This is a genomic window from Paenibacillus sp. CAA11, from assembly GCF_003060825.1.
GTDB lineage: Bacteria > Bacillota > Bacilli > Paenibacillales > Paenibacillaceae > Fontibacillus.
Window position 1 is genome coordinate 581,377 of record NZ_CP028922.1, and the last position, 18,861, is coordinate 600,237.

17 protein-coding genes and 1 tRNA gene are annotated in these 18,861 nt (G+C 48.8%); 9 read left to right on the top strand and 9 right to left on the bottom strand.

The window, feature by feature from the left end; translation table 11 throughout:
• The first annotated feature begins 95 nt into the window (after positions 1-95).
• Together DCC85_RS02565 and DCC85_RS02570 are read left to right on the top strand one after the other, a co-directional pair.
• Positions 96-1,883: a S9 family peptidase gene (locus DCC85_RS02565; protein WP_108464169.1), complete on the top strand. Its 1,788-nt coding sequence runs from the start codon at positions 96-98 to the stop codon at positions 1,881-1,883.
• Positions 1,880-2,350 (top strand): NAD(P)-dependent oxidoreductase, encoded by a 471-nt coding sequence (locus DCC85_RS02570; RefSeq protein ID WP_234414312.1) that lies wholly within the window; start codon positions 1,880-1,882, stop codon positions 2,348-2,350. The genes DCC85_RS02565 and DCC85_RS02570 overlap by 4 nt, the downstream gene beginning before the upstream one ends.
• A 951-nt stretch (positions 2,351-3,301) precedes the next feature.
• On the opposite strand, the gene nrdG is transcribed toward DCC85_RS02570, so the two are convergent.
• Positions 3,302-3,826 (bottom strand): anaerobic ribonucleoside-triphosphate reductase activating protein, encoded by a 525-nt coding sequence (gene nrdG, locus DCC85_RS02580; RefSeq protein WP_108464171.1) that lies wholly within the window; start codon positions 3,824-3,826, stop codon positions 3,302-3,304.
• The gene (locus DCC85_RS02585) at positions 3,823-5,796 is read right to left on the bottom strand and encodes an anaerobic ribonucleoside triphosphate reductase (protein ID WP_108464172.1); all 1,974 of its coding nucleotides are present in this window, start codon (positions 5,794-5,796) and stop codon (positions 3,823-3,825) included. The genes nrdG and DCC85_RS02585 overlap by 4 nt, the downstream gene beginning before the upstream one ends.
• Positions 5,797-6,245: 449 nt before the next feature.
• Here DCC85_RS02585 and DCC85_RS02590 point away from each other — a divergent pair, with 449 nt between their 5' ends.
• Both DCC85_RS02590 and DCC85_RS02595 read left to right on the top strand, forming a co-directional pair.
• Positions 6,246-6,545, top strand: coding sequence for an MTH1187 family thiamine-binding protein (locus DCC85_RS02590; protein ID WP_108467678.1), 300 nt, complete (start codon positions 6,246-6,248; stop codon positions 6,543-6,545).
• A gap of 103 nt (positions 6,546-6,648) precedes the next feature.
• Positions 6,649-6,720, top strand: a tRNA-Thr gene (locus DCC85_RS02595).
• 85 nt (positions 6,721-6,805) lie between these two features.
• Here DCC85_RS02595 and DCC85_RS02600 read toward each other — a convergent pair.
• From DCC85_RS02600 to DCC85_RS02610, 3 genes are all read right to left on the bottom strand, one after another.
• The gene (locus DCC85_RS02600) at positions 6,806-7,090 is read right to left on the bottom strand and encodes a hypothetical protein (RefSeq protein ID WP_108464173.1); all 285 of its coding nucleotides are present in this window, start codon (positions 7,088-7,090) and stop codon (positions 6,806-6,808) included.
• A 274-nt stretch (positions 7,091-7,364) separates the two neighbouring features.
• A complete protein-coding gene (locus DCC85_RS02605) occupies positions 7,365-7,601 on the bottom strand; it encodes a hypothetical protein (protein ID WP_108464174.1) in 237 nt (78 codons plus the stop codon).
• Positions 7,602-8,174: 573 nt separating this feature from the next.
• Complete coding sequence (locus DCC85_RS02610; protein WP_108464175.1) at positions 8,175-8,408, bottom strand: LSm family protein; 234 nt, start codon at positions 8,406-8,408, stop codon at positions 8,175-8,177.
• A gap of 235 nt (positions 8,409-8,643) precedes the next feature.
• Here DCC85_RS02610 and DCC85_RS02615 point away from each other — a divergent pair, with 235 nt between their 5' ends.
• Genes DCC85_RS02615 through DCC85_RS02625 form a run of 3 tightly spaced genes read left to right on the top strand, consistent with a single transcriptional unit; the run spans position 8,644 to position 11,731 of the window.
• Positions 8,644-9,525 carry a carbohydrate ABC transporter permease gene (locus tag DCC85_RS02615; RefSeq protein ID WP_108464176.1) on the top strand — a complete coding sequence of 294 codons (882 nt, stop codon included), beginning with the start codon at positions 8,644-8,646 and terminating at the stop codon, positions 9,523-9,525.
• The gene (locus tag DCC85_RS02620; protein WP_108464177.1) at positions 9,525-10,421 is read left to right on the top strand and encodes a carbohydrate ABC transporter permease; all 897 of its coding nucleotides are present in this window, start codon (positions 9,525-9,527) and stop codon (positions 10,419-10,421) included. Before DCC85_RS02615 ends, DCC85_RS02620 begins: the two co-directional genes overlap by 1 nt.
• A gap of 53 nt (positions 10,422-10,474) precedes the next feature.
• A complete protein-coding gene (locus tag DCC85_RS02625; protein ID WP_108464178.1) occupies positions 10,475-11,731 on the top strand; it encodes an ABC transporter substrate-binding protein in 1,257 nt (418 codons plus the stop codon).
• Between the two features lie 139 nt (positions 11,732-11,870).
• Here the strand turns inward: DCC85_RS02625 and DCC85_RS02630 are convergent, their stop codons facing one another.
• Complete coding sequence (locus DCC85_RS02630; RefSeq protein ID WP_199909965.1) at positions 11,871-12,659, bottom strand: class I SAM-dependent methyltransferase; 789 nt, start codon at positions 12,657-12,659, stop codon at positions 11,871-11,873.
• Between the two features lie 930 nt (positions 12,660-13,589).
• Between DCC85_RS02630 and DCC85_RS02635 the strand changes: the two genes are divergently transcribed.
• Positions 13,590-15,215, top strand: coding sequence for a bifunctional metallophosphatase/5'-nucleotidase (locus tag DCC85_RS02635; RefSeq protein ID WP_108464180.1), 1,626 nt, complete (start codon positions 13,590-13,592; stop codon positions 15,213-15,215).
• A 126-nt stretch (positions 15,216-15,341) separates the two neighbouring features.
• Here the strand turns inward: DCC85_RS02635 and DCC85_RS02640 are convergent, their stop codons facing one another.
• The 3 genes from DCC85_RS02640 to DCC85_RS02650 form a co-directional block, all read right to left on the bottom strand.
• The gene (locus DCC85_RS02640) at positions 15,342-16,283 is read right to left on the bottom strand and encodes a permease prefix domain 1-containing protein (protein ID WP_159081758.1); all 942 of its coding nucleotides are present in this window, start codon (positions 16,281-16,283) and stop codon (positions 15,342-15,344) included.
• On the bottom strand, positions 16,280-16,621 hold the full coding sequence (locus tag DCC85_RS02645) for a PadR family transcriptional regulator (RefSeq protein ID WP_108467679.1): 342 nt from the start codon (positions 16,619-16,621) through the stop codon (positions 16,280-16,282). The genes DCC85_RS02640 and DCC85_RS02645 overlap by 4 nt, the downstream gene beginning before the upstream one ends.
• A 179-nt stretch (positions 16,622-16,800) precedes the next feature.
• Positions 16,801-17,916 (bottom strand): FAD:protein FMN transferase, encoded by a 1,116-nt coding sequence (locus DCC85_RS02650; RefSeq protein ID WP_108464182.1) that lies wholly within the window; start codon positions 17,914-17,916, stop codon positions 16,801-16,803.
• 363 nt (positions 17,917-18,279) lie between these two features.
• Here DCC85_RS02650 and DCC85_RS02655 point away from each other — a divergent pair, with 363 nt between their 5' ends.
• Positions 18,280-18,834: a Gx transporter family protein gene (locus tag DCC85_RS02655; protein WP_108464183.1), complete on the top strand. Its 555-nt coding sequence runs from the start codon at positions 18,280-18,282 to the stop codon at positions 18,832-18,834.
• Positions 18,835-18,861: the final 27 nt, after the last annotated feature.

Consider the following 18,861-nt stretch of genomic DNA (forward strand, 5'->3'; position numbering starts at 1 on the left):
TTACACTACACAAGATTATATTCTGCCTGAGACTTGGCAACACGCGGCCCAGCCGCTTTTTATATTGTTCATATCATGATCCAAGGAGGCCTTTTATGCTGAAATTTCCAAAACCGGATGTGGAGCAATTTTTCCAAACTTATGTTATTCGCGGATTTGCAGTGACCCCTGATGAGCAGCGCCTCATCTTCAACAGCAACCTGAATGGTGAGCCCAACCTGTGGGCGATGGATTTGCCGAATACGTATCCTTACCCGCTGACTTATATCGACCAGAGCTCAAGCTTTATCAAGCCAGACCCGAAGGGCCGCTTCATTCTAGCCGGGTTTGATAACAATGGGGATGAGAACTACCATTTGTATGCCCTGCCGGTTCAAGGCGGAGTTCCTCTGAAGGTTGTGCCGGGCGAGGCGGAGGATAAATTCGATTTTTGCCACCTGTCTAAAGATGGGGAGCGCCTTTATTATATGACTTCGATCGACAATCCGAACTTCCTGAATGCGCATTGCCGGAACCTGGTCACAGGGGAAGACAAGCTGCTGCTTAAGGGTGAAGAGACAACGACATTTCTATCCGCAGTAAGCCCGGAAGAGGACCGTTTCGTGTATGCCAAGATGTATGCCAATACTCATCAGCTGGCCTACTTGCATACTGGGGATGAGGTTATTGCCTTGTCGCCGGATGCGGAGCAGGTACAGCTGAGTCATGAGTTTATTTTTACAGATAACGACACCGTGGTGTACATCACCAATTACGACAGTGAATACGCCTATGTGATGCAGTATTCGCTGGCCGCGCGTGAATTCAAAGCTCTATGTCAGGTGCCGGGTGAGGATGTTGGGCTGATAAAGTATCACAAAGAATCCGGAACTCTCTATATTTGGACAGATAAAGGAATTGAGAATAAAATGTATGCCTTCCGTCCTGACGGAGAAGGGCTTCAGGAGATGGAGCTGCCTACGGATATTGTAGGGCAGGCTGTCGTTGCCGAGTCCGGCAACATTTATATTCTGGCCAGAGGGGCGGTAGATCCGTTTAATATTTACCGTTTTACAGACGGAGCATGGGAAGCGCTGACCAAGAATCAAGTCATCGGTCTGTCTCCCGAGCAGCTCGTATACCCGGATGTGGTACGTTATCCTTCCTTCGATGGACTGGAGATTGAAGCCTTGCTCTTTAAGGCAAAAGAGGAGAATGCGAACGGTTATACGATCTTTTGGCCGCATGGCGGGCCGCAGGCTGCAGAGGGCAAGTTCTTCCGCTCCATGTTCCAGTTCATGCTGGCCCATGGATATAACATCTTCGCTCCAAACTTCCGGGGTAGCACCGGCTACGGAGCTGAGTTCGTGAAGATGATTGAAGGGGACTGGGGCGAGGGGCCGCGTCTGGACTGCGTTGCCGGGATGGATTGGCTGTTCGATCAGGGCATCTCCAGCCGTGATAAGCTGTTCATCGTGGGCGGAAGCTATGGCGGCTATATGACGCTGCTGCTGGCTGGCCGTCACCCTGAATATTTCCGGGCAGCGGTGGATATTTTCGGCCCAAGCAATCTGTTCACCTTCATCGAGTCCGTGCCAGAGGACTGGAAGCCGATTATGGATCAGTGGCTGGGCAATCCGGAGCGTGACCGCGAGCGCTTGACCAAGGACTCGCCGATTACGTATTTGGATCAGATGGTGAAGCCGATGCTGGTGATTCAAGGAGCGAACGACCCACGGGTCGTCAAGGCAGAGTCCGATCAGATCGTAGCCGCTTTGCAGGAGCGGAGCGTAGAGGTGGAGTACATCGTTCTGGATGATGAGGGGCACGGCTTCTCCAAGCGGAAGAACGAAATCCATGTATACCGGAGCATGCTGGAGTTCCTGAACAAGCATCAGGCATGAGGGCAGGCTTCAGAAAGATTGCGCTCATCGGCGGGAGCGGCAAGGTAGGGCGCTATATTCCGGAATATGCGGCGGCCCAAGGGCTTCAGGTGCGTATGCTGATCAGAAATCCGGCCAAAGTCAGCTATGCGGATTCGCGTATTGAACTGATTCAGGGGGATGCGCAGAATCGGGAGTCGCTGCTGGAGACACTTCAAGGCTGTGATGTGGTGGTTAACACCTTGGGGCAGCCGGAAAGGGAGCCGAATCCGATTTACAGCAAAGTGACTGCAGAGCTTGTCTCGGTTATGCAAGAGCTGGACATACAGAGGTATATGGGTGTAACGGGAGGCTCTCTAACGCTAGAGGGAGACCGCAAAAGCTTGCTAGACCGCATAGGGGCAAGGATGTTCCGTCTCTTGTATCCCGTTATGATGGAGGATAAGGCACGGGAGGTAAGGGTTCTGCAAGCGAGTTCGCTCGATTAGACCTTATTCAGACTACCTTTCGTTCAGGAGAAGCCGCCCCTAGGGCGGGTGCGCGTAAGCTTGCATGATCTCCCAGGCAGAACGATCACCAACTATGATATTGCGGAGTATATTCTCAGACATTTAGATCAGGAGCGGTTTCGGAGAAAGCTACCTTTTATCTCTAATTAAACATGGAAATCGGCAGAGCGTGAGTGAGGCTCTGCTGTTTTTTTTATCAGTAAATAAAAAATGACAATATTAAGTTCAAAGATAGGAGCAGCACTGAAATGATGGATATCCTGAGCTGGTTTACTTCTCGGGTCAACTTTCATTCTACGCTTGCCCGGAAGGTTAGAAATGTAACAATCATAAGTATCCAAGCGCGTCCAAGCAGCAGGGGCCCAGCATGATATAGGGTTCCAATGTAAATCACGGCTAAGGTCATAACGACAAATATAATGCTCACCCACAAATAGAGGGGGGAGTTCTTCATGGCTAGGATCTTCTTCTCCCGATGTTCCTTGCTGACTATTAGGATGCTTAAAAACTTATGTAAGAATAAGAGACCACCCCCTATAAAAACTAAATGCACGGTATGTTCATCCCCCTTCAGGCGGTATGTCTATCCTCTCCCATTGGTAATTGCGATATATTCCTTTTGTTTGAACAAAACTCCTTTTATGTAGTGAATGATTATCGTAATAAATGATTTATCTCGTAAATATATAGAATGAACTAAAGAAATGAACGGTATAGGACCGTATTAGGCCGTGATAACAGAAAATTCAATGTAAAACTTTAGTTCATTCTATATAGAATAATAAAAGCCTTAAAATCAACATGTCATTGGCTAATAACAATATGTGCTGTATATGAAAGGAGTTCATCGCAAAAAACCTCCATTCCTTAGGTCTTAGCCGAAGGAATAGAGGCTTGAAATTCAGGTGTAAGCTTCATGAGCGGGAAGCATCAAGAATGGAACGAGTATTTCTCGGTCCATAGCACGGGCTTGCCTGCTGCTAGGCTGGTATCAATATCAATAATCCGCTGATTGCTGCTGCCGCAGTAGCGCAGGGAAGGGTCGCGCAGTGCTTCCTCGAAGCGGCCGTCTACTAGAACATTGCAGCGGCGCATCAGTTCAAACTCTGGTGATGCTGTATCCCGGATCAGCTCCTCATAAGTGTAGCCGGTGTAGATCCATATGGAGACAGGCCCGGCCTTGTCCAGCAGGCGATCGACAAAGGCGCTTACTTCCGGTGCAGAGAAGAAGGGATCTCCGCCGAGGATGCTCAGTCCGCTAAGCAGCGGATTCGCGGCAATGTCGGCAATGATCTCATCCTGCCTTTGCAGTGTGAACGGTTCGCCATAATTGAAGTTCCAGGTCGCCGGGCTGAAGCAGCCCTTGCAGCGGTGCCTGCAGCCACTGATGAATATGGCGGCCCTCAGGCCTTCGCCTTCATTGATAGATTCCGGGTAATAGCCGCAGATATTCATTGAGTATGCTTCACCCGGTCGCGCACCTCGGCTTGCTTGGCACTGTTGAAGCGGGTCTGGAAATCCCCGGTCAAATAACCGGTTACCCGGCGCAAGCGGCGAATGTGCACGTCTTTCTCATGGGCGCCGCAGGAAGGGCAGGTCGCCCCGATAATGCCTTCATGGCCGCAGGCCGAGCAGCGGTCAATCGGGTGATTGATGCTGAAGTAGCTGACCTGTTGTGAGAGGGCATACTGCACTATGTTTAAAAATGCCGCAGGATTGCTGCGGGCATTGCCGTTCAGCTCGATATAAGAGATGGCCCCTGCATTGCACAGGTCATGGAAGCGGGCTTCGAGCTGGATTTTGCGGGCTGCTGTGATCGGGTAATACACGGGAATATGGAACGAGTTCGTATAGTACTCCCGGTCCGTCACTCCCTCAATCGATCCATAGGTTACCCGGTCACGCTTGGTGAACTTCCCGGACAAGCCTTCGGCCGGTGTAGCGAACAAGGTGATATTAAGATTAAGCTCCTCGCTCTTGCGGTCACAGTATTCGCGAAGATGAGCAATGACAGCAAAGGCTTTGTCATAGATGGCCGAATCTTCGCCGTGATGCTTGCCGTACATGGCCTTCATGCATTCGGCGAGCCCGATGAACCCGATGGACAAGCTTCCGTGCTTCAGCAGGTCTCCAACCTTATCTTCAGGCCCGAGCTGTTCACCGCCTTCCCAGACTCCTTCCCGCATCATGAAGTCGGATGCCTTGGCCTTCTGGGCAGCCTGAATCCGGAAGCGGTGAAGAAGTCCCTCCAGGGCAATCTCCAGATAATGACTCAGAGCGCGATAGAAGCCTTTCTCGTCCGCAGTCTTGCGGCGGCCTAAGGCGATGCCGTGCTCAAGACCCAGCTTGACCAAATTAAGCGTATTAAAGGACAAGTTTCCTTTGCCGGACAGATGATTCCGCCCGAATCGGTCGCTCAGCACGCGTGTCCGGCAGCCCATGGTAGCGAACTCGGTATCCGGGTCAGCCGGATTGTAGTACTGCAGGTTCAGCGGCGCATCCAGGTTCGCAAAGTTCGGATACAGACGGCGGGCCGAGCACTCCGCGGCCTTGAGGAACAAGTGGTAGTTCGGCTCACCTGGTGCCTGGTTGATACCCTGCTTGCATTTGAAAATCTGAATCGGGAAGATCGGCGTCTCTCCGCTGCCAAGTCCGCGCATCGTCGCGGTCAGCAGGGAGTCGATAACCAGTTGCCCTTCAGGCGAGGTGCATGTGCCGTAATTAATGCTGGTGAACGGAATTTGCCCCCCGGCCCGGCTGGACATCGTATTCAGGTTGTGGATCAGACTCTCGGCTCCCTGCAAGGTCTCGATTTCCGTCTCCTTAAGAGCATATCGGAAGGTCTTCGGATAGCGTTCCTTGAGGTCGGTACGGCTCATGGAGATGTCGCCGAGATCTGTTTGTGGATGCTCTTCGAAATAATCCAGTCCTTTACGGAAGTACTTCGCGAAGGATTTGGCTACATATGGGGCGAGGTCATGGTCCAGCTTGTTGGAGGAAACCCCGCCATATTGGGAATTTTGCTGGGACTGAAAAATGATTGCAACCAGAGCCATCGCCGTCATGATGGAATTCGGCGGGCGGACACTGCCGTTACCGGTATTGAAGCCCTCCCGGAGCAGCTTGTCGAATGGGATAAAGATGCAGTTGGTTGTCCCAATTGCATATTGATCCAGGTCGTGAACGTACACGTAGTTGTCGTCGATCGCACTTACGACAGGCTGCGGCATAATAAAATGCTTTGCGTACCATTTCGCGTATTCGCTCCCGAATTTGCTCATCTTGCCAGAGAAGCTTTCCCCGTTCAAATTGGCATTTTCCCGCAAGAGTTCCAGGTCACGGCTGTCGATAATGTCTTCACCCAACTTCATGATCTCACCCAGCATTTGCTCCTCATTGTTGTAGGCATAATTTTTCAGCGCCATCGTCACATTCCCCTTTCCATATCTAGGCCAAACGGCCGCAAAAAATCATACATCCCTGGCAGGAATGTATAGGTATATTGCTGACAGAACCACGCTGCATTCCGTCGATTTTGTTATTCAAAGCCAAGCCGCTGCAAAAACCGTGAATAGTGTCTAATTACCATTTATTCACTATATGTCGGTCGTTGATTATGACACTACTACAATATATAGTGTTTTGTAAATGAGGAAAATCGTACAATCCCCCTTCTTGAGGAAGAGGAAAACCCGGGTCGCCTTGTCCTGCTTGTCCTGCGGGAAAATGTGAATTTTTGTGGCGAAAGCTGTCCTAAGGGTCGGTTTCAGTTGTGGCTTAGAGGAGGTGCACCAACCGTTCATTTTGGAAACGAGAGAAGAGGCTGGTACAATAGAAGGAGACTCTATATTTGGCTGGAAAGGGGAAGGGTAAGATGGCTATTGCAGAGGTAACAGTGATCCCGATAGGAACGGGATCTACAAGCTTAAGCTCCTATGTGGCACACATGCAGCGGGTCTTGTCAGGGCTTGAGGGAATCAGCTACGAGCTGACCTCGATGAGCACGATCATTGAGGGGCCACTGGACCGGATCTTCGCTGCCATTACGGCACTTCATGAAGCGCCGTTTCATGAAGGAGCTCAGCGGGTATCCACTTCGGTGAAGATAGATGACCGCAGGGATAAAGCGGGCTCGTCCGAGCAGAAGCTTCGGTCTGTTCGTGAGAAGCTGTGAGCAGCCTGTTAGTATGCGCTGGAAGAGAATCATGCGGTTATTTCGGGGTTGCATAATTTTAAAATCGGAGTATAATATTTTTTGTTTGACGCCGAAATAACCTGCTGGTGTAGCTCAGGGGTAGAGCAACGCACTCGTAATGCGTAGGCCGGGGGTTCAATTCCCTTCACCAGCATCCTTACCAAGCAAATAAGACGCGAGCTTCCGGACTTTATGGAATCGCGTCTTTTTATTTGGTTTCACTTATTATAGAGAGTAATTCACTTTAAAATAAAATCACCAGAACCCTTATACTTATTTAGCTTAGGGTTCCAGGTGAAGACCCCTTCGGCAGCATTCCATCCAACCTCGGGTTTGTAGTTTTTCCAATATTGATCTACTCTGCCTTTCTTGTCAATTTGAACATCGATATCTCCCGTTAGATCCAGAACCTTAGTTAGAGTCCCATTCTTAAGTCTGTAAGCATACAGCTGCGTATTTGATAGCAAGTAGGTTCCGATGAGAGCAACATGCTTTTCCTTGCTGGTCACCGAATATATCTTCATGCTTACTTCATCAAAATAATCACTATTGAGACCTGTATCAATAAGTACTACGTATCCTTTGGAATTAATCAGATAAAAGTTGCCTGATTCCGTCAGAATAAAGGATTCTTTCTTCTTGTCATCGTTAATGTCGTCTGTCTTAACAAGCTTAACAACTTCATTAGGGTATTTGGCTGCAAGGATATCTTGTGGTGACTTAGCTTTTCATAGGACACCTCCAATAAATTGATACAATGGTACCATTAATTGGGCCCAAATGAGAAGATGGACATGTCTATGACTTGGTTTGACGCCTATTCTTTATCTTCTTTTCAATATAATTGATTAAACTAAAAATCATCATAATCAAGGCTACTGAAACTACAAAGTTAATAACCAGTTTTAATATATTCTCAAATGAAAATATAGAATTTTGGGTGTTGTACCGAAAAACGGCTAATCTCTCGTAAGTTAAATTTCCGATTAAATTCCCAATGAAAAACGCAATAATGAGTTTCCAAATATTATTCATCGTTGTGGCCTCCATTGCATAATAGCAAAAGCCTATGGATCTATTGAAGTCATATAAGCTTCGAGGAATGGGATTCGAAGGACAGAAAGGGGAGCTTGCTACCTAACATGAATATAACCAAAGAAAGCTGCAGACAATCAACGAATGCCAACTGGAAGGTTAGATCTAGGATGAGCGCGATGATCTCGATTGCGAGTGAAATCGCGCTTTTTTGGGTATGCGGACACCGCGCTAAATGGGGTGAGAAGCCTCTTCCTGCTCCTATAAATTATGTATGGCATAGGTTAAGAAGGAATACATCCCCCAGAATAATAGCGCTATAGCAGCGATGACTCCGAACACAAACCATCCGACGAATTTTTTACCGTTCACAAGATACTCTCCTTTAGGACAAAGATCAGCATTACAGCTGTTCAGATACCACAATAACACAGATTTGCTGGAAAAATAAAATTCTAAGGGCGAGCCAGGCGGTGGCCCTCTCGCTAAAACTTTAATAAAGCACGGACTCTCTAGGCCGAGAATCCGTGCTTTATTAGAATGATTGCGGCCGCAGTCTTATACGGTTAAGCGTTAGATTAATGCGATAGCCAGCAGTGTGAACAAGCTTAATGTAAGAATAGCTCCAGATCCATAACCGTAAGGATAGAAGGCGGAAGTCTGAACCTGCTGTCTTCCTTCTTGTCTAAGGTAGACGTTCTGATGGTCGACATCCACAATGGTGCCTTCATATCTCTTCCCATCGACGGTCAAGATGCGAACCTTCCTGTTCTTGCATCTCAAGCAATTATAATATGCTTCTGGCAATAGTCTCACCCTCCTTTTAATATCTAATTTATGAGAAGGATGAGAGTTGGGAACGGCGGCTGTTCAAAGTAGACTCTTCACTCGAACTATAAGGGATTGTGCTGCGTTCCTGGGAAGTGCTTCCTGCCCAGATGGTCTGAACTAGAGAGCGGGCAAGATTCAAAGGTAAGCCGGAAAGGGTATAGAAAGGGGGAAATGATCACAAAAACGATTACATATAAAAGAGGTGGAACGGATGAACAAGAAAAGAGGCTCACAGCTTATTCAACAGCTTATTTTTGTAGGACCGACCGCTTTGTTTTTTGTGGTGATCGTAGCGGTTCCGTTCTTTTTGGGATTGTATTATTCTTTTACGAGCTGGAACGGGATTTCCAAGCATACAGAATGGACGGGGCTTCGCAATTATGTCCATATCTTTACTAAGGACCCTTCCTTTCTGAATTCATTTTGGTTTACTGCAAAATTCACCGTGCTCGGATTAGTCCTAACTAACCTGCTGGGCTTTGCTCTGGCGTACATTCTAACTCGCAAGCTCTTTACGAGAAATGCTATGCGCACCGTCTTCTTTATCCCGCACGTGATTGGAGGTCTGCTGCTGGGCTTTATTTGGCAGTTTATCTTTGTCAGGGGCTTTGCATCCATTGGACAGGCTACTGGCTGGTCCTTTTTTAATCTTTCTTGGCTGGGGACAGAGAGCACGGCATTCTGGTCGATTGTGATTGTATTTGTATGGCAGAATGCCGGGTATTTGATGGTGATCTACATCTCGGCGCTCAACAACGTTCCCAAGGGGCTGCTGGAGGCCGCAAAGGTGGATGGAGCAGGCAGATGGCAGGTGCTCAAAAATGTAACCATTCCCCTCGTCATGCCGGCTGTAACGGTATGCTTGTTTCTCTCTATATCCTGGTCTTTCAAGCTGTTCGATCTGAACCTGTCACTGACCAAGGGCGGGCCGTTCAAGGCGACCGAGTCGGTCGCGCTCAATATTTACAATGAAGCGTATACCCTTAGCCGCTACGGTATGGGTTCCGCCAAGGCGATTATATTCTTCGTGATTGTGGCGATCATCTCGATGATTCAGGTGTGGGCTACGAAGCGGAAGGAGGTTCAGGTGTAATGAATACAACCGCGACTACAACTAGAGCAGCAAGTGCCGCTGCTCCGTCACCCGCTACTCCCAAAAAAGAAAGAAGATACAGCGCGTCCCTGCTTATCACAGAAGCTGTAATTGTTCTGCTTGGGCTGATATTTCTGGTCCCTTTCTATTTTCTGCTGGTGAACTCGGTTAAGGAGTATGGGGATATCTTGTCCAACTCTTCCGGCTGGCCGTTAGCCTTTCATTGGAACAATTACGTAGAGGCCTGGAAAGCGACGGATTTCCCCATGGCTTTTCTGAACTCGCTATGGATTACGGTGGTCAGCAATGTGCTGCTTGCCCTGATCTGTGCTATGGCAGCTTATAAAATGGTGCGCCGGGCGACCTGGTTCAACCGGATTTTGTACCTGGGCTTTGTAGCGGCCATGGTCATTCCTTTCCAGTCCATTATGATTCCGCTCGTGCAGGTATTGAGTGGGCTGGACATCATGAACAGCCGTACCGGACTTATTATCGCTTACCTTGGATTTGGGGCACCGATGACGGTGTTTCTGTTCCACGGATTTGTTAAATCCGTACCGATTGATATTGAGGAAGCCGGACGGGTGGATGGCAGTACGCCTTACGGCATCTTCTTCCGGCTGGTGCTTCCTCTGATGCAGCCGATTATTGCAACGGTTATCATTCTGAACACCCTCTGGATCTGGAATGACTACCTTATGCCTTATCTGATCCTGCAGGATCCGGGCTTACGCACCATTCCCATCGCAACGTACACCTTCTTCGGACAATATACGAAGCAGTGGGATCTGGCGTTGCCAGCACTAGTGCTGGGCATTACCCCTGTGGTGATCTTTTTCCTGGCGATGCAGAAGTACATTATCGAAGGGGTGTCTGCTGGCTCAGTCAAGGGCTGATCAGATGAGCGTTTCTGGCGGATAGAGATAGAGGAAGAGGAGGAGAATGATCCATGAGACGTTGGAAATTAGGGCTTGTGCTGCTGATGACTGCAGTATTGGCATCCGGCTGCGGAAGCAATAACGATAACGGCGATAAGAAGACCGTGCATATTTTTCAGTTCAAAGTGGAGATCTCTGATGCGCTGAACCGCTTGAAAGCGGAATATGAGAAGGAGCATCCCGATATCAAGCTGGATATCCAGACAGTCGGTGGAGGAAGCGACTATGGTGCATCGCTGAAGGCCAAAGTCGCCTCGGGAGAAGAGCCTGATATTTTCACCATCGGCGGCTATGTGGAACGGGATATGTGGATGGACTATCTTGAGGATTTGTCCGACCAGCCTTGGGCGAAAGAGGTTAAGGATGTGGCCAGAGAGCAAATGACGGTGGACGGCAAGCTGTACGGCATGCCGATGAATCTGGAAGGCTACGGCTTCATGTATAATAAAGACCTATTCGCCAAAGCGGGCATTACCAAGCTGCCGATGACGATCAGCGAGCTGGAGGAGGCCTGCAAGAAGCTGAAGACGGCGGGAATTACCCCATTTGCCGATGGCTATCAGGACTGGTTCGTGCTGGGGAATCACAATATTAATGTGGCCTTTGCCCAACAGAAGGACCCTGCGGCCTTTATTCAAGGGCTTACGGACGGTACGGAGAAATTTGCCGATAACGAGGTGTTTCAGAAGTGGACCCGGCTGCTGGATATGACCGTGAAATACGGCAACAGCAATCCGCTGTCCACGGATTACAACACCCAGGTGACCTTGTTCGCCACCGGCAAGGCCGCGATGATGCAGCAGGGGAACTGGACCCAGGTGCAGGTGGATGGCATCAACCCCGACCTGAAGATGGGCTTTCTGCCGATGCCGATCGACGATACGGCAGAGGACAATGACAAGCTGTATGTCGGGGTGCCCAGCAACTGGGTTGTGAATAAGAACTCCCCGGTGAAGCAGGAGGCTAAGGATTTCTTGAACTGGATGGTCTCCTCGGATATAGGGAAGCAGTATATTACGAAGGAATTTAAGTTCATTCCGGCAATGAATAATATTAAGGGCACTGAAGAGGACCTTGGCAGCCTGGGGGTAGAAATTCAGAAATACGCGGATGCCGGCAAGACGCTAACTTGGAACTGGACCCGGCTCCCGAACGGGATGCCGCAGGAGCTGTCCAGCAGCATGCAGGCGTATATAGGCGGCAAGCTGACCAAAGAGGAAATGCTGGAGCAGTTTCAAGAGAACTGGGATAATCTAAGTGTTAAATAGAGTAGAAAAATGGATGTATTTAAAGAGGCTTCTCCGCGATAGGGAGAAGCCTCTTGCTATGTGTGTCGGAGGCTGCTGTCCGTCTAGCTCCTGGTGAGCTTACGGACAACTCCAAGCCTGCCTACAGACTGATGCCGCTCTACAATTTCTCAGCGGTCAGAGTGAAAGTCTTCGGAATGCCTTTGTCGAACACCTCGGAGGACTGGTTGGGCAGCTCCTCCAGCTGCTTAATGAACAGCCCTGATCCCGCAATGGCGGTTACAATCTCTCCTAGCGTCCAGTGGCGTAAGAGAACCTTCTGAATTTCAGGCTCTTTATGCTCGTCCGGAAGGAATTTATAGAAGGAGATATCCTTCTCCTCAAGCGTGGTATCGAAATAATCGCCGGTGACCTTATGCTTGCGAATGTTAGCTGTAGTCCCGCGCGAGGTGATCAGCTTGGTGGAGATCGGGTGGAAATCCTGCAGGATCAACCGTCCGCCTGGAGCCAGAAGCCGGGAGACGACGTGAAATAAGGGAGAGAGATCCATAAAATAATGCAGGATGCCAAACTCCATAAATACGATGTCAAATGGATCATGATATATTGATTCCGGCAGATGAAGCACATCGGACACGATATACTCCAGGGGAACACCGGCTGCTGCCGCAAGCTTGATAGCGTATTGCTCGTTCTCATGTGAGAAGTCGGCTACGGTAACCCGGGCGCCAAGCAGGGCGAGAGCTACGGCTTTATTGCCGTTAGAGCCCATCAGGTTTATCACTCTTTTTCCTTGAAGTTCGCCCATATGCTCCAGCACGCTGCCAATTCTCTTGGCAGGGGTCTCCTTAATCTTGGCGGCAGCCTCCTCAGGCTGGCCAAAGCGCTGAATCCAGGCTTCATAGGTACCTGTGTTCCAGGCTTCCCGGTTTTGTTCAAATGACTGCAACACGCATTCCTCCATCAGTATCAAAAGTTGTGTAGGCCCATCATACTACAGATTGGCCAGCTTCCCCAAGCTTCATCCCTAGAGGGGCTGTGTACATAATAGAAGACAGGCATCCGCGGGATGCCTGTCTGTTTGCTTAGTGTTCAGTTTATTTATTTAATGAGGTACCACCTGCCATGTACACTTGGCGGCGTCCTAATATTCCTTATTCAGACCGTAACCTTCGTTACTATTCTAAAACAACAAAAGCCCTACCTCTCTTTTGTCCTTGCGGCTCCGATGACCGCGCCAGTGTGAATCAGAACTACTTAGAAAAACTCAAGTCTGCTTCGCAGAAGCCCTAAACTGCAACGTAAGAATAGTTCATCTGCTTCAATGGGTCATTGTAATTGGAGTTTTTATACCGTGATGGTATTAGGAGGGTTAAAGCCTAATGAGGAAAAAACTGAAGTTTACAACTCAATTTATTATTATACACCATAGGGCTATTTGTTGCAAGAGAAAATAAATTTTGTCATAAAATGGACCTTTGTTGCTTATGTCTACTTATAAAATGGTTAAAATTAAAGTAATAAATAAAATGCATCTAGGCTCTTATTTTTAAAAGGAGGAACATTAGGTATGAATCCACATTTAGCCTACTTTTTAATATTTGCTGCTGCCGGAATTCTGGGGATTGGCGGGATCGGCTGGTGGATGGTCCGACTGGGCAAAGGGGTTAAGGACCGATAATCCACTTTAGTCACCAGCGAAGCGGTCGTGTCTGTCAGGCAGGGCTGCTTTTTTCTATGTTTTTTTATCATGTGCCGCTGTATTTGACTTTCCCCGAATATACTTTTGCTAGACTGAAGAGTGCAGCCTTGCTTCATTAATCTGTCTTTTAAATAAAGTTATGGCTTATGTTCTGTTAAGAAAAAGGGGGAGTCAGATTTGGCAGATCAAGCACAGCCAGCGCTCAAGATTGTTATTCTGGAAACCAGCGACGTCCATGGATTTATCGTGCCCTATTCCTATGCCGATGGGACGAAGCTTGATTCGGGGCTTGCCCGGCTGGCGGAGGTTATTCGCAAAGAACGGGAACTGGCGAAGGAGGAAGAAGGGGCTGAGGTATTGCTGATTGACAACGGGGATTGTCTGCAGGGCTCTCCGCTGACCTATTATCAGGCGAAGGTGGATGATTCACTTCCCAGTGCAGTGTTGGAATGTATGAACTACCTGCGTTATGATGCCGCTGTCCCAGGAAATCATGAATTCAATTTTGGCCTCGACTATTTGCGCCGAGCCAGAGCTGGCTCCAAATTCCCTTGGCTCTCTGCTAACATTATATCAGAGCGAACAGGGGAGCCGTGGTTCGGCACCCCTTACCGGATATGGGAGCTTGCTGGCGGAGTGCGTGTAGCCCTTCTGGGGCTTACTACAAGTTATATCCCGAACTGGGAACAGGCCGAGCATATTGCGGGCATTCAGTTCGACGACCCTGTAGAGACCGCCCGCCGCTGGGTGCCTTACCTGCGTCAGCAGGAGGAGGCCGATCTGGTCATCGTATCCTATCATGGCGGACTGGAACGTGACCCCGAGTCAGGGGAGCCCACCGAGCCGCAGACGGGGGAGAACAGAGGTTATGCACTTTGTACAGAAGTGCCGGGAATCGATGTGCTCCTGACCGGTCATCAGCACAGACTGCTTGAAGGCTTAGAGATTAGTGGCGTCAGTGTGGTTCAGCCCAGCAGTGAAGGCAAATATCTGGGGAAGGTAACCGTAACCCTGCACAAACAGCACGGGGTCTGGATGGTAGTTCGCAAGCAGTCCGAGCTTCGCTCTTGTGAGGATCAAGCCGCCGACTTTGAGATTTTAGGCCGGGTTGCTCCGGCAGAGGAAGCCTTGCAGGAATGGCTGGACCAGCCGATTGGCGAGGTGCGGGGAGAGATGCAAATTGCGGATACAGCGCTTGCCCGGAGAGAGAAGCATCCCTTCGTTGAGTGGCTGAACAAGGTTCAGCTTGAGGTCAGCGGGGCCGAGTTGTCCTGTACGTCCCTGTTTGATGAGCAAGCGGCGGGCTTTGGCTCCACAATTACGATGCGGGATATTATTACGAATTATAAATATCCGAATACGCTGCGTGTGCTAAAGCTTTGCGGAGCTGACATCAAGGCGGCGCTGGAGAGATCAGCAGCTTATTTCACACTGGACCCTGAAGGGAATATCGTGGTAAATCCGGAATTTTTATATCCGAAGCCGCAGCACTTTAATTACGATATGTGGGAAGGCATCGAATATGTCCTCGATATCTCAAGGCCGTTGGGAGAACGGGTGACCCGGCTCTTAAGAAACGGTGTTCCAATGAAGCCGGAAGAGGAGTTCAATGTGGTCATGAACAACTACCGTGCCGGGGGAGGCGGGGATTATTTCATGTTCCGGGATAAGCCGGTCGTAAGAGATATTCCTGCGGATATGGTAGAGGTGCTGGCTGATTATGTAAGAAAGACCGGGGTCATTGACCCGGTGCTGACCCCCTCCTGGAGCGTGACGGCTGGCAGCAGATCTAAAGTGTTATAAATCATAATGACAAATTAAAGGCATGAAGCCAGGATTTCCTGACTTCATGCCTTTTTAGGATGGTTGTTATCCTCACTGCTCTTCTTTAGCCTTCATTTGACTTCATGTCATTTGTTCCTGTTTTCCCTATAAAGCTCTAACTTGATACCTGCTTCTGCATGAGATCAAATACAATCCGTAACCCACAATATTTGTCAACAAAAATAATGCAATCCATCCAATATTGCCCTTGCCTTCATAATATGCGTTGAACCCAGCCCAGACCGTGAACAGCAGGCAGTAGCCGCCGAGCAGGAATAATCCCAGACTGTAGAAAAAGGTATAGTTAAAATAGGTAGCCGCCACGCTGACTATGAAAGAATGGTCGTCAATGACAGGCTCCTCAGCAGCTGAAGAGCTAGCTATATCGCGAATTGTAGTCTTGATGAAGAAATTGGGCTCTGGTCGGGAAGGTTTCCCCCCTTTGATTTCCAGGTAAAACGAGCTGAAATTAAGCCACTGCTCTGTATCTGAATCAGCTGCATACATAAACAATCTGGAAGGCTCAGCCTTCGGCCGATCAAATTGCTCGATGCTAACTCCCTTTACTCCCCAGGTGTTATCTACCCAGGCCTTGAGTTTATCCTGAAGTGGTTGGGATAGAGCAGTGTTGGAGGGATCCGCTGATTCCTGCTCCACCAATTGATAGGCATCTTCAGCAAATTTTTGTACCATTCGTTCATTCCATACGCCAATGATCAGCCCTAGGCAGATGGCGGACAAGACCAGTAGGATGATCGCACTGCGGAGTACTCCGGTGGCAAAACGCCTTTTGACCGAGTAGATTTTCTCCAGCTCCCGTTTGACTTCACCGGCTTCGCCAAACTGTGACAATGCCATAGCTACCGCCTGTTGTTCGCTAATCCCGGTCTGCATATGCTCCAGTACCCCCGAGATCAGATTGGCTGTCATTTCCTCGCGGAAATCATTGACTTCGCCAGCGGGTTCTTTCATCAGCTTGCACAACTGGTCAACATATTCTGTAATCCGGCGGGTAGATTCAGCCGTTAAGCTCACAGATCTCATCATCGATTCCCTCCTAGTAAGGTATCTATTATGTTGCGGAACACCGCCCAGCTTCGCTGGCTTTCCTCCAAGCGTACTTGTCCCTCCGGCAGCAACCGATAATATTTGCGCCGTCCACCACCGCTGGATTCATCGTCTTCTCCCCAAAAGGCCTCTAGTAGTCCTTGTTTCTCTAACCGCTTAAGCGCCATATACAAGGTGGCTTCTTTAATATCCATCGCACCGCCGCTTATCTCGCGCACTTTCTTGGCAATTTCATACCCGTACATCGGTTTGTCCTGAAGTAGACTCATGAGAATGACATCGATGTAGCCCTTTAACATCTCTTTATCAAAATCCAATAAAATGCCCTCCCTGTTTTGACTACTTCGTGTTACGAGGTACATCATATTATGTTTTGGAATAAAATGCAAACTGAAAGGAGCAATACAATAATCATAATGACAAACAAAAGGCATGAAGTCAGGGTTTCCTGACTTCATGCCTTTGTTTAGATTGCTAGTACCTATCCATATTTGCATCAATTAGCAAAAGTGTAATCGTCATTCGTCTTCTTCAGCATTTGCTTAAAGCCCGAAGTGGCATACAGCTTCTTATCTTTGGTGATAAACAGTGCCTCGGTGTTCGGAATGTTCTCTACAAATTTAAGGCCTTCATCTACACCCAGAACAAACGTGGTGGTGGATAAGGCATCCGCATCGGCGGAGCGGTCGGTCACAATGGTGACACTGCTGAGATTGTTATCCACCGGGTAGCCCGTCTTGGGATTGATAATATGCTGATAGAGCTTGCCGTTCTCTATGAAAAAGCGCTCATAGATGCCAGAGGTGACAATGGTCTTGTTATCGACTGAAATGTTGCCGATCGGATTGCCGCGCTCCTTATCGGGATCCTGAATGCCGATCGTCCAGTTCTTGCCGCCCAGCTTCTGGCCGACGGCAAAGACGTTGCCTCCCAGGTCAATGATTGCACTTTTAAAGCCATGTCCAGTAATATAGTCGGCAATAACATCGGCAGCATAGCCTTTGCCGATAGAGCCTAGGTCAATGCTCATGCCGGCCTCTTCCAAGTAAATTTCGTTCGTCTCCGCTTTCATTTGAATCTTGCGATAATCGCACAGCTTCTGGGCCTTCTCAATCTGATCAGCCGGAGGCACATGCGCGCCTTCATGGCCAATATTCCAGAGTGTAACCAGGTTGCCGATGGCCGGGTCGAATTGTCCATCGGTCCGCCGGGCATAGTCCAGCGCCTTGGAGACCAGCTCAAAGGTATCGGCAGAGACCTTCACCGGCGCTTGGCCTGAGGCCTTGTTGACCTTAGAGATCTCACTGACCTCACTGGTCCGGCTAATTTTGCTGTCAATATCCTCAAGCAGGGAGCGGATATCCTCAAAGTTCTGTTTTTCTGCTTTGTTATCGTAGATTTTGACCGTGACAACCGTATCGAAGATAAAATAGGTTTCAGACTTCGGGGTCACGTTCGCTGAAGAGCTATCAGCTTTCGCTGAGCTCGATCCCTTAGACTGGGAAGAGTTTGCGCTCGTTTCCCCGTTTGTATTTCCCCCGCATCCGCTCAGAAGGACAATCATGGCCGTCAAAGCAGCCAGCACAGCGGTTCTTGACTTGGTTAAGTACATGGCGGTTCCTCTTTTCTCATAAATTCGACAGAAGTATACCAACTGTGCAATTTAACTGAAAATGAGATATCTCATAATTGAAATATTTTTATGAAAAACTCGTGATTAAGTGATCGTTTTGTGAAAATAGAAAAATCATCTGGAACAAGCCAGCTACTTCATTGAAGGATCAGGATGGCCCATGTATAATGAGGTTCGCCTAAGATTTAGGAAATTAAAAAATAAGAGATTTTCCTTGATCGGCCGGGCCTTTTGGCGGATAGGGAGACTTTTAGGAGGGCGGAGTGTGATTTTCTTAACAGTTCAAGTGAAAAAAATCACAAATAATATCGGTATAAGGAACAAGGGAAGGGGACGATGATGATGTCGTCATTGCAAGAGGATACAGGCCAGATTCTGAAGAGAACGGTGATCGTGGCTATCTTTGCTGCGGTTGCGGTGGTTCTCAGTATCGTAGAATCCTTCGTGCCTATGAATATGTCGGTTCCCGGGGCTAAGCTGGGTCTGGCCAATATTATGGTTTTGACCTGTATGTATTTTCTGCGGGGCCGGGATGCCTTTGTAATGGTAGTGCTTAAGACCTTGCTTACCGCTTTTATATTTGGTACATTCTCCAGCTTTCTGTTCAGCTTCCTGGGCGCCTTGTTCAGCTTTGGTGTGATGTGGGTTCTGCTCAAGCTGGGCAAAGATCGGCTAAGCCTCATTGGCATCAGTGTGGCCGGAGGCCTTGCTCACAATATCGGCCAGCTGACTGCTGCCGCCATTATCATTCGTTCATCGGTCATCTTCTATTATTTGCCGATGCTGATGCTGATGGGATTGGTTACCGGCATCGGCGTAGGGATCGCGGTGCGCGTACTGATTCCCTCGTTGTCAAAGTTATCCTTGTTCGAGGGTTTTCTCACGGCAGAAGCGTAGGGCGCGATTTCGTCAAAGGTGAAAGGG